At 69.6% G+C, this 8,711-nt stretch carries 9 protein-coding genes; 4 read left to right on the top strand and 5 right to left on the bottom strand.

The features are described from left to right. Positions 1 to 499: hypothetical protein (locus U5798_RS32640; protein ID WP_322084394.1), on the top strand; the 499-nt coding region annotated here is incomplete at its 5' end. A 27-nt stretch (positions 500 to 526) separates the two neighbouring features. Here the strand turns inward: U5798_RS32640 and U5798_RS32635 are convergent. Next, a complete protein-coding gene (locus U5798_RS32635) occupies positions 527 to 1,372 on the bottom strand; it encodes an aldo/keto reductase (protein ID WP_322084393.1) in 846 nt (281 codons plus the stop codon). A gap of 166 nt (positions 1,373 to 1,538) precedes the next feature. Here U5798_RS32635 and U5798_RS32630 point away from each other — a divergent pair, with 166 nt between their 5' ends. Beyond that, complete coding sequence (locus tag U5798_RS32630) at positions 1,539 to 2,285, top strand: GntR family transcriptional regulator (protein WP_089440857.1); 747 nt, start codon at positions 1,539 to 1,541, stop codon at positions 2,283 to 2,285. A gap of 28 nt (positions 2,286 to 2,313) precedes the next feature. On the opposite strand, the gene U5798_RS32625 is transcribed toward U5798_RS32630, so the two are convergent. Together U5798_RS32625 and U5798_RS32620 are read right to left on the bottom strand one after the other, a co-directional pair. Next, complete coding sequence (locus tag U5798_RS32625; protein WP_322084392.1) at positions 2,314 to 3,705, bottom strand: CoA transferase; 1,392 nt, start codon at positions 3,703 to 3,705, stop codon at positions 2,314 to 2,316. A gap of 169 nt (positions 3,706 to 3,874) precedes the next feature. Then, positions 3,875 to 4,198: a DUF2917 domain-containing protein gene (locus tag U5798_RS32620; RefSeq protein ID WP_322084391.1), complete on the bottom strand. Its 324-nt coding sequence runs from the start codon at positions 4,196 to 4,198 to the stop codon at positions 3,875 to 3,877. 218 nt (positions 4,199 to 4,416) lie between these two features. Between U5798_RS32620 and mdtD the strand changes: the two genes are divergently transcribed. Further along, positions 4,417 to 5,853 carry a multidrug transporter subunit MdtD gene (gene mdtD, locus U5798_RS32615; protein ID WP_124456364.1) on the top strand — a complete coding sequence of 479 codons (1,437 nt, stop codon included), beginning with the start codon at positions 4,417 to 4,419 and terminating at the stop codon, positions 5,851 to 5,853. Positions 5,854 to 6,044: 191 nt separating this feature from the next. Continuing rightward, positions 6,045 to 7,319: an EAL domain-containing protein gene (locus U5798_RS32610; RefSeq protein ID WP_124456365.1), complete on the top strand. Its 1,275-nt coding sequence runs from the start codon at positions 6,045 to 6,047 to the stop codon at positions 7,317 to 7,319. 19 nt (positions 7,320 to 7,338) lie between these two features. On the opposite strand, the gene U5798_RS32605 is transcribed toward U5798_RS32610, so the two are convergent. Further along, positions 7,339 to 7,944: a class I SAM-dependent methyltransferase gene (locus U5798_RS32605; protein WP_322084390.1), complete on the bottom strand. Its 606-nt coding sequence runs from the start codon at positions 7,942 to 7,944 to the stop codon at positions 7,339 to 7,341. Between the two features lie 165 nt (positions 7,945 to 8,109). Further along, entirely contained in the window at positions 8,110 to 8,634 is a 525-nt protein-coding gene (locus U5798_RS32600) for a DUF962 domain-containing protein (RefSeq protein ID WP_124456367.1), read from the bottom strand. Positions 8,635 to 8,711 lie beyond the last annotated feature (77 nt).

Genomic DNA, 8,711 nt, shown 5'->3' with positions numbered 1-8,711 from the left:
TGGTCACGGCAACGGTGGTGGTCACGGCGACGGCGGTGGTCACGGCAACGGTGGTGGTCACGGCGACGGCGGTGGTCACGGCGACGGCGGTGGTCACGGCGACGGCGGTGGCCACGGCGACGGCGGTGGCCACGGCAACGGTGGTGGTCACGGCAACGGCGACGGCGGTGGCCATGGCACCGGTGGTCACGGCAATGGTGGTGGCAACGGCAATGGCAACGGCAGTGGTGGCGCTGGCAATGGTGGTGCCAATGGCGTTGGCAACGGCAACGGCGGCTCAGGCAACGGTGGCGGTAACGGCAACGGTGGCCAGGGCAACGGCGGCAACAACGGCAACAACGGCAACGGTGGCCACGGCAATGGCGGCGGCAACGGCAATGGCAACGGCAGTGGTGGCGCCGGCAACGGCGGGCCCAACGGGGTCGGCAATGGCCACGGTACCGGCAACGGCAATGGCGGCGGTCACGGCAACGGCGGCTCGTCCGGCGGCAACCACTGACCGGACGCGTTGCCCGGCCGGGTGCCGTCAGAGCATCTCGAGCGCGCGCTTGCTGCGCGGCGGACGGAAGTACGCGTCAAGCTGCGCGCGCTCGTCATCGCTCAATTCGAAATCGAGCGCGGCGCGATTGTCGCGCACGTGCTCGATCCTCGATGCCTTGGGGATCGCGAATACGCCCGGCTGCGCGAGCACCCATGCCAGCGCGACGCGCATCACCGACACGCCGCGCAGCCGCGCAATCTCGTCGAGCGGCGAACGCTTCGGCAGCCGCCCGTGGTCGACCGGGCTGTACGCCATCGCCGGCATCCGGTGATCGGCGAGCCATGGCAGCAGGTCGAATTCCGGGCCGCGCCGCGCGACGTTGTAGAGGATCTGGTTGGTCGCGCAGGCACCGCCGCCCGCGTCGTCGACGAGTTCTTTCATATCGGCCGTATCGAAGTTGCTCACGCCCCAGCGACGAATCTTGCCCGCTCGCTGCAGCGCCTCGAAGCCCTCGACCGTCTCCGCGAGCGGCACCGAGCCGCGCCAGTGCAGCAGGTACAGATCGAGACGATCGGTGCGCAGGCGCTTGAGGCTCGCGTCGCACGCGGCGACGACGCCGCGCCGGCTCGCATGGTGCGGATAGACCTTGCTGACGAGGAACACGTCGTCGCGCAGGCCCGCGAGTGCTTCTCCGACCAACTCCTCGGTCGCACCGTCGCCGTACATCTCGGCGGTATCGACCAGCGTCATCCCGAGTTCGATGCCTTCGCGCAGCGCGGCGATCTCGTCCGCCCGGCGGGCCGGCCGCTCCCCCATTTCCCAGGTGCCCTGGCCGAGCTTCGGAATCGTTTCGCCGTCCGGCAGGACGACCGTGGCGATCGTGTCTGTCATGCGTTCCTCGTTGCGGATTCGTGGCCGCGCAGCGCGGCCGAAGCATGGAATACGACGCATCAGTGTAGTCAATCGGCACGCCGACGGCCTGTTGCACGGCAAAAACCGGCTATAACGGCACCGCATGATGACTTAGAATGGCCGCAACCTGATCGAAACCCATTCCATGAAGGCACCCACGGACGACCGGTGGCAGGACCTGCGCCCCGACCCGGACAACGACACGCCGCTGTACCTGCAGCTCGCCCGCAAGCTCGGCGACGCGATCCACGACAACCGCTGGACAGCCGGCGAGGCCCTGCCTTCGGAGCGCGTGCTGTCCGATGCGCTCGGCGTGTCGCGCATCACCGCGCGCAAGGCGATCGCGCTGCTCGTCGAGCAGGGCCTGATCCGCCGCACGCAGGGCGCGGGCAATTTCATCCAGCCGCGCTACGAGGATCCGCTGTCGCGACTGTCGAGCTTCAGCGAAATGCTCGAGCGCCGCGGCTTCAAGCCGAGTTCGCAATGGCTCGCGCGCGAAATTCAGCCGGCGAACCGCGACGAAGTAATCCAGCTCGGGCTGTCGCCGGCCGCCTCCGTTACACGCCTGAAACGCCTGCGCCTCGCCGACGGCATCGTGATGGCCGTCGAGAACTCGACGTTCCCCGCGACGCTGATTCCCGATCCGCAAGCGATCGGCGGTTCGCTGTACAGCTATCTCGAAGCGCGCGGCACGCCGATCGTGCGTGCGCTGCAGCATTTCCGCGCGGTCAACGCGACCGACGAAATCGCCGAACAGATGGGCATCGCGCCGCACGACGCGCTGCTGCTGATCACGCGGATCGGCTATACGTCGGACCAGCGCGCCATCGAACTGACCGATACCTACTGCCGCAACGACTACTACGACTTCGTCGTCGAGCTGCGCAAGTAATGGCGGCCACGCGGCCGGCGCTTGCCGCTCACAGCCAGCGCGCGACGTCGGTGCCGGGCGGCACGGGCGGCCGTGCGAACGCCGGCGGCGTGGCCGACAAGCGCTCGGCCGGCCGCACGGTATCGAGCATGCCGAACGGCGATGCGACGCGATCGATCCGGTCGCGCACGTCGGCGGCCGCGAGGTCGGGCGCACTCAAGCCGTCCGGCACGTTGCCGAACGACTGCAGCCAGCGCCCCGTCTGCGCGAGCGACATCCGCACGTGCCAGCTTCCGCCTTCGCTCGCCCGCCGCGCGAGCGCGATCATCGCGCCGAACGCCGCGAGATACCCCGTCGCGTGATCGAGCGCCTGGCACGGCAGGTGGCGCGGCGCGGCCGCATGGGCGGCCTGCTGCTCCTGCGATGCGATCCCGCTCGCCGACTGCACGAGACTGTCGAAGCCGCGCCGCTCCGCCCACGGCCCCGCATGTCCGTATGCCGAGATCGACACGTACACGATGCCGGGCCGACGCTCCGCCAGCGCGTGCGGCGCGAAACCGCGGGCCGCGAGCGCGCCGGGGCGGTACGACTGCAGGAACACGTCCGCATCGCGCACGAGCGCGTGCAGCGTATCGACACCCGCCGTATCGCGCAGGTCGATCCATGCCGAACGCTTGCCGCGCCCGTTGTCGATCACCAGCGGTGCGATGTTCGGCAGGTGCGGTCCGTTGACGAGCAGCGTCTGCGCGCCATGCGACGCCAGCGTGCGACCCGCGACCGGCCCCGCGATGATGCGCGTGAGATCGAGCACGCGCACGCCGGCGAGCGGCTGCCCGGATTCGCCACGGCCGATCGACTCGACCGGCGCGTCGCCGATCCGCTCGATCTCGAACAGCGGCAGCGATGCGATCGCGTGCGCCTGCTCGTGTTCCGCCCATTCGTCAGGTCTTCTGATCAATGCCGCGCACAGACCGGCCTCGGCCAGCGCGGTATCGAGCACCATGCCGTCCCATGTGCGGATCGCCGCGGCGACGTCGGCCCGCTGCGCGCCGCAACCGAGCACGTCGAGGATCCCGCGCAGGTGATGCGGGAAGTTCGCATGCAGCTGGATCCAGCGTCCGTCGCCCGTCTCGAAGAAGCCCGTCACCGGATGACGCAACTCCGGCGGCGGGCCGTCGTCCACGCGCAGGTAGCGTTCGCTGCGGAACGCGGCCAGCGCGTCGCGCACCGACACGTCGACGGCTTGCGCGACGCCCGTGCGAAGCCGGTGGCACTCGGCAGCCGCGAGCCCGGCCGCCGCGATCGTGGCTGCCGCGAGCGCGCCGACATGAAACGTCGACGGCAGCGTCGGGTCCTGCCCCGTCACGCTCGCGCGAGCCAGCGCGTCGCGCTCGCCGCGTGCGAGTTGCCACAGATGCGTCAATGCGAGTTCGGGCGTCATGGTGAACGGAGCGCGATGGAGGGCACGGATTCGAGTCTAGAATTCGCGCCCGGCGCAATCAATCCGGATTGCGCGAATCCACGTGCCGGCATGCTTCATGCGGCCCGGCAGGCGAGATCGCGCACGACATCCGCCGGCTTCCTCCATATTCGTGCGAACGCCCCGCACGCTACGTCGGCAGCGACGCGGCCGCGCGGCGCCGGCCGTCGCGCCACGCGACGAGCGGCCGCCACCACGCGTGCGCGACACGCACGGCCGGCGCCGCGTGCGGCCCGAACGCGAACGTTGCACCGCGCGGCCCCGCGCTGATCCACACGCGTACCCCAGGCTCGAACGCCAGCGAATCGCCGGCGCCGAGCCAGTGGTCGTCGGGCCGGCCCTCGACCGTCACCCACGCTTCGCCGTCGGCCACCTGCAGTGCGGTGCGATCGACGATCCGCCAGCGTCCGGCCGGCTCGTCGCCGTCGATCACGTAAAGTCGCAGTTCGCGCATGGCAGCCTCCTGGTCGCACGGGTTCGATGGCACCAGTATTTCGGACAGTGGCGGCACACGGACAGATACGGCTGCAGACACTTTTGACTGAACTGTACTGGCCCGGCGACGGAGACGGCATCCGATTGCCGGCATTCGCGTCACATCAGGGCGCCGAACCTGCACGGCCCATCGGCTTTCCCTACAATGTCGGCTGTCCCGCGCCACCACCCATCCTCATGTTCCAGCGTCCACCTGCCGTCGCCCCCGGCGAAAAGAACCTCACCGTGATGCTCTGGCTCGTTGCGACGGGCTTCTTCATGCAGACGCTCGATGCGACGATCGTCAACACGGCGCTGCCGTCGATGGCCGCGAGCCTCGGCGAATCGCCGCTGCGGATGCAGTCGGTCGTGATCGCGTACTCGCTGACGATGGCGGTGATGATCCCGGTGTCGGGCTGGCTCGCCGACACCTTCGGCACGCGACGCGTGTTCTTCAGCGCGATCCTGGTGTTCTCGCTCGGCTCGCTGCTGTGCGCGAATGCGCATACGCTCACGCAACTTGTCGCGTTCCGCGTCGTGCAGGGGGTCGGCGGCGCGATGCTGCTGCCGGTCGGACGGCTCGCGGTGCTGCGCACCTTTCCGGCCGAGCGCTACCTGGCCGCGCTGTCGTTCGTCGCGATTCCCGGCCTGATCGGCCCGCTGATCGGGCCGACGCTCGGCGGCTGGCTCGTGAAGATCGCGTCGTGGCACTGGATCTTCCTGATCAACGTGCCGGTCGGCGTCGCGGGCTGCATCGCGACCTTCTACTCGATGCCCGATTCGCGCAACCCGGCCGTCGGCCGCTTCGACCTGAAGGGCTACCTGCTGCTGACGATCGGCATGGTCGCGATCTCGCTGTCGCTCGACGGGCTCGCCGATCTCGGCATGCAGCACGCGGCCGTGCTCGTCCTGCTGATCCTGAGCCTCGCGTGCTTCGTCGCGTACGGGCTGTACGCGGTGCGCGCGCCGCAACCGATCTTCTCGCTCGAACTGTTCCGGATCCACACGTTCAGCGTCGGGCTGCTCGGCAACCTGTTCGCGCGGATCGGCAGCGGCGCGATGCCGTACCTGATCCCGCTGCTGCTGCAGGTGAGCCTCGGCTACTCGGCGTTCGAGGCCGGGCTGATGATGCTGCCGGTCGCGGCGGCCGGGATGTTCTCGAAGCGGATCATCACGCGGCTGATCACGCAGCACGGCTACCGCAAGGTGCTGCTCGCGAACACGATCATGGTCGGCGTGATGATGGCGAGCTTCGCGCTGATGCGCGACTCGGTGCCGGTGTGGGTGAAGGTCGTGCATCTCGCGCTGTTCGGCGGCTTCAACTCGATGCAGTTCACCGCGATGAACACGCTGACGCTGAAGGATCTCGGCACGGGCGGCGCGAGCAGCGGCAACAGCCTGTTCTCGCTCGTGCAGATGCTGTCGATGAGCCTCGGCGTCACGGTCGCGGGCGCGCTGCTCGCGACGTTCACGGGCATGCTGCGCACCGTGACGCCGAGCAATACGCTGCCGGCGTTCCATGCGACCTTCATCTGCGTCGGGATCATCACGGCCGCGTCCGCGTGGATCTTCGCGCAACTCGCGCCCGAGATCCGCAGCACCGCGCGCAAGACCGATCCGTCCGAGCGCGCGTGATGCGCGGCGCGCGCCGTTTCGGGGGCCGCACCGCCGTCGCGCGCACCATTGCGGTGCAGATCGCCCCGTCGATGCGCGCGTCGCAGCGCTCTTTCCCGTCCGCGACGCGCGGCCGCACGCGGCGCGATGCCGTGCATGCTTCTTGCTCGCCTATTCTCTAGGTAAACTGGCAGTCTTCCATCGGCGACATCATGAGCATGATCGAAATCGATCCCCCCGGCTTTCAGCCGCCCCGCCCCGTCGCCGGCGACGACGGGAACCGGCGCACCGTGCTGTACGGCGGCTACACCGTGTTCAGCGTGTTCCAGCCCGTTTTCTCGGTGTCGCACCGCCGCGCGATCGGCTATCACGCGTCGCTGCGCGCGCACGACGAGGAAAGCCGCCAGGTGGCATCGCACGAGGTGTTCACGCAGGCCGCGCGCCGCGGCGACCTGCTCGAACTCGGCCGGCTCGCCGAATCGTTGCATCTCGGCAACTTCCACGCGTTCGACAGTCACGACGAATGGCTCTTCCTGAGCCTGCATCCGGCGGCGCTGATGGACACCATCTACAGCGACGCGCTGCTCGCGAACCTGAAGGCGCTCGGGCTGCCGCCGCACCGTGTGGTGCTCGAGGTGCCCGAGCAGGCCGGCGGCGAAACGCCGCGTTACGCGGCGATCATCGACGGGCTGCGCAAGGCCGGCTTCCTGATCGCGCTGGGCGGGTTCGGCGCGAAGCATTCGAACATCGACCGCGTGTGGCACCTGCATCCCGACATCGTCACGCTCGACCGCGGCATCCTCGCGCAGGCAAGCGAGCACTCGCACCTCGAGCGCGTGCTGCCGGGGCTCGTGTCGCTGCTGCACGAATCCGGCCAGCTCGTACTGATGGGCGGCCTGTCGACCGAGCGCGACGCGCTGATCGCGCTCGAATGCGACGTCGATTTCGTGCAGGGCCAGTATTTCGCGGGGCCGAGCGTCGATCCCGTGCAACCGCAGGCCGCCGCGGGCTGCATGGATACGCTGTCGGCCGCGCTGCGGCTGCGCGTCGCGCAGCGCGAGCGCACGCAGGCGGAACGGCTCGCGCCGTATGTCGCCGCGCTCGAGGAAGCAAGCCAGAAGCTCGTCGCGGGCGAATCGCTCACCGACGCGGCCGTCGCCGTGCTGGGGCTGCCCGAAACCGCACGCTGCTTCCTGCTCGACGCATCGGGACGCCAGATCGGCGACAACGTGCTCGCGCGCGGCAGCGTATCGCAGCGCGCGAAGCGCTTCCGGCCGCTGCTGCATTCCGAAGGGGCAAGCTGGGAGCGTCGCCCGTACTTCATCGACGCGATGCGCGCGCCGGGGCGCGTGCACCTGACGCCGCCCTACCTGTCGATCAACGAGGCGCACCTGTGCGTGACCGCGTCGATCGCCGCGCCCGCCGCGACCGGCATGCAGGTGCTCTGCGTCGACATCAACTGGGAAGCGGCGCTCAGCCGCGAGTGAGCGCGCCGGCGCGCCGCCTTCACGCGGCGCCGGCCGCCTTGCGCACGATCAGCCGGTGTACGCGCTTGCCGGACGAGGCGCTCACGACCTCGTGCTCGTCGATCACGTGCACGCCGGCGCCGAGCGCCGCATGCATCCGCGCCGAATCCAGTGCCGTGTAGAGACGGCCGCGCTCGTCGCGCAACGTGCCGTTTCCGGCCACCCGCCAACTCAGGTACAACGTGCCGCCCGGCATCAGCAGATCGGCCAGCCGCGCGGCGGCCGCCGCCGCATCGGCCTGTTCGAGATGCATGACGACCGTTTCGCACAGCACGTTGCGAAACGCGCCGGACGGCACGCCGGCCAGCGCCGGCAGCGCGGCGAGTTCGAAGGTCAGGCCCGGATGGTGCCGCTGCGCCTCGTCGAGCAGCGCGGCGCTCGCGTCGTAGCCGCGCACGTCGAAGCCGCGCGACGCGAGCCAGGCCGTATCGCGCCCCGCGCCGCAACCGACGTCCGCGGTCGGCCCCGGCGAGAAATGCTGTTCGAGCAGTGCGTACATGTCGTCGGGCGCGGCCTGGTCGAGCCAGTCCTGCGCGTATTGCGCGGCATGGGCGTCGTAGGCGTCGAGTGTCGGGCGATCCACCATGGCGAGTGCTCCGCATAGGCGTCGTATGACGCTCCCCGCATCTTAGCCGTTGCGCCCGGCCTGTGGTGCCGCGCGCGGCCCGCGCCGGCGATCGCGTGAAGCCGGGCTACGCGGCCGACGAGATAGCAGCCGATGGCGCCTGCACCGAACACGCAGACCGGCACATCAGACATGCGAGTGTGCACCGCCGTGCACGGGGCCGGCGCGCCGCTCGACTTCGCGGCGGACGTCGCCGCGCAGCCCCGCAAGGAACGCGACTTCGGCCACGACGAACAGCGGCCCGACCATCAGGCCCACCAGATCGTCGACGAACGCGGGCTTGCGCCCTTCGAACCAGTGCCCGACGAACTGCACGATCCAGCCGACGACGAACGTGCCGATGCCGATCGCGAGCCATTGCGCGGTCGGCAGCGGCGCGAGCGATTGCGCGGCCCACAACCCGAGCGCGAACAGCGCGGCCATCACGATCCCGAACCGCAGGTCGAGGCGCAGGTAAAAGACGACGAACGCGAGCGCCAGCAGCAGCGCCGGCGACAGCGCGACGCCGGCCAGCATCCCGACCGCCGGCCGCGACAGCAGCACCTCGGCCGCGAACACGATCATCGGAATGCCGACCAGGTGCGTCGCGATGTTGCGCGCGTCGCGATGGTAGGCCGCATACTGCGAAAGGTGATCTTCGAGCGTCTTCATCGCGTCTCCTGGTCGGTTATTGAGCGCTATGATGCGCGTCACGCCCGAGAACCTCTGTCAGCTACCCGACATCGCGT

Source organism: Burkholderia sp. BCC1972, assembly GCF_905339605.1.
In the GTDB taxonomy this organism is placed as follows: Bacteria; Pseudomonadota; Gammaproteobacteria; order Burkholderiales; family Burkholderiaceae; genus Burkholderia.
Note: the sequence above shows the minus strand (reverse complement) of the source record. Positions and strands in the feature narration are given on the sequence as shown.

What these genes read in the sequence shown, in the direction of transcription:
- U5798_RS32620 (WP_322084391.1), bottom strand. Translation starts at nt 4,198, where the DNA reads ATGCGCGAACTGCGACTTTACGTGATCGACGGCGACGAGCCGGCCGGA.
- U5798_RS32630 (WP_089440857.1), top strand. Translation starts at nt 1,539, where the DNA reads ATGAAGGCACCCACGGACGACCGGTGGCAGGACCTGCGCCCCGACCCG.
- U5798_RS32635 (WP_322084393.1), bottom strand. Translation starts at nt 1,372, where the DNA reads ATGACAGACACGATCGCCACGGTCGTCCTGCCGGACGGCGAAACGATT.
- U5798_RS32610 (WP_124456365.1), top strand. Translation starts at nt 6,045, where the DNA reads ATGAGCATGATCGAAATCGATCCCCCCGGCTTTCAGCCGCCCCGCCCC.
- U5798_RS32600 (WP_124456367.1), bottom strand. Translation starts at nt 8,634, where the DNA reads ATGAAGACGCTCGAAGATCACCTTTCGCAGTATGCGGCCTACCATCGC.
- U5798_RS32605 (WP_322084390.1), bottom strand. Translation starts at nt 7,944, where the DNA reads ATGGTGGATCGCCCGACACTCGACGCCTACGACGCCCATGCCGCGCAA.
- mdtD (WP_124456364.1), top strand. Translation starts at nt 4,417, where the DNA reads ATGTTCCAGCGTCCACCTGCCGTCGCCCCCGGCGAAAAGAACCTCACC.
- U5798_RS32625 (WP_322084392.1), bottom strand. Translation starts at nt 3,705, where the DNA reads ATGACGCCCGAACTCGCATTGACGCATCTGTGGCAACTCGCACGCGGC.